This is a genomic window from Rhizobacter sp. P3_B12, from assembly GCF_056402895.1.
In genome coordinates this window covers 1-880 of record NZ_JBFUGN010001552.1, presented here as the reverse complement: position 1 = coordinate 880, position 880 = coordinate 1, and the positions used below count along the sequence as shown (strand labels likewise).

Annotated in this window: 1 protein-coding gene; it reads left to right on the top strand. The window is 71.5% G+C overall.

Annotated elements, in window-relative coordinates; all coding sequences use genetic code 11:
* Positions 1 to 820: ABC transporter substrate-binding protein (locus AC1D01_RS36805; protein WP_477874768.1), on the top strand; the 820-nt coding region annotated here is incomplete at its 5' end.
* Positions 821 to 880: the final 60 nt, after the last annotated feature.

The following is an 880-nucleotide window of genomic DNA, read 5'->3' as shown; positions in this document are numbered from 1 at the left end:
GACCAGCGGGGCGGCGGCCGAGGCCTGCATGCCGCAGGTCGAGAAGAACCAGATCGCGCTGATCGGCACGGCCAGCGGCAACATGGGCATCCGCAGCGCGGCGTCGTCCGGCGCGGTGCACGTGCGTGCCGGCTACGACGTGGAGTACCGGCGCATGGTGGGCTACGCGAAGGAGTTCGGCTTCAAGCGCGTCGGCTACGTGCACCTGAAGGACACCTCGAAGGCCAACCTGCTGGCGATGGAGGACGCGCTGGGCCGGCTCGGCGTGCAGCCGGTGGCCGTCGTGCCGATCGACCGCAACGCCGGCTCGCTGCTGCCGGTGGCGCAGCAGCTGCTGGCGCAGCGGCTCGATTGCGTGATGTTCACCACCAACGCCGCGCCGGTGCTGTCGATCATCGAGCACATGCACACCGGCGCCTACCCGGGCATGCATTTCTCGTCGTCGTTCGCCGGGCAGGACCTGATCGACGGCGTGGTCGCGACGCGGCGCAGCGTGGTGATGAGCCTGGTGGTGCCGCGGCCGTCGGCGCTGGGCGTCGGCGTGGTCGGCCAGTGCAAGAGCGACCTGGCCGCGCTGGGCGGCAGTGGCGCGCTGGGTGTCACGACGCTCGAGGGCTACATCGCCGGGCGCGTCGCGGTCGAGGCGGCGCGCACCGCCGTCAAGGCCGGCGGCGCGACGCGCGCGCGGATGCGCGACGCGCTGTCGTCGCTGCGCACCGACCTGGGCGGCTACCGCCTCGCCTATGCGCCCGACAACCCGCATGGCTCGCACTACGTGGAAATGGTGGTGATCGACCGCTACGGCCGCATCGTCGGCTGAACCCCGAAGGAGGATCCCTCATGGTTGCTTCCTGGACACGCGGGCTGGCTGTGCTCGCAC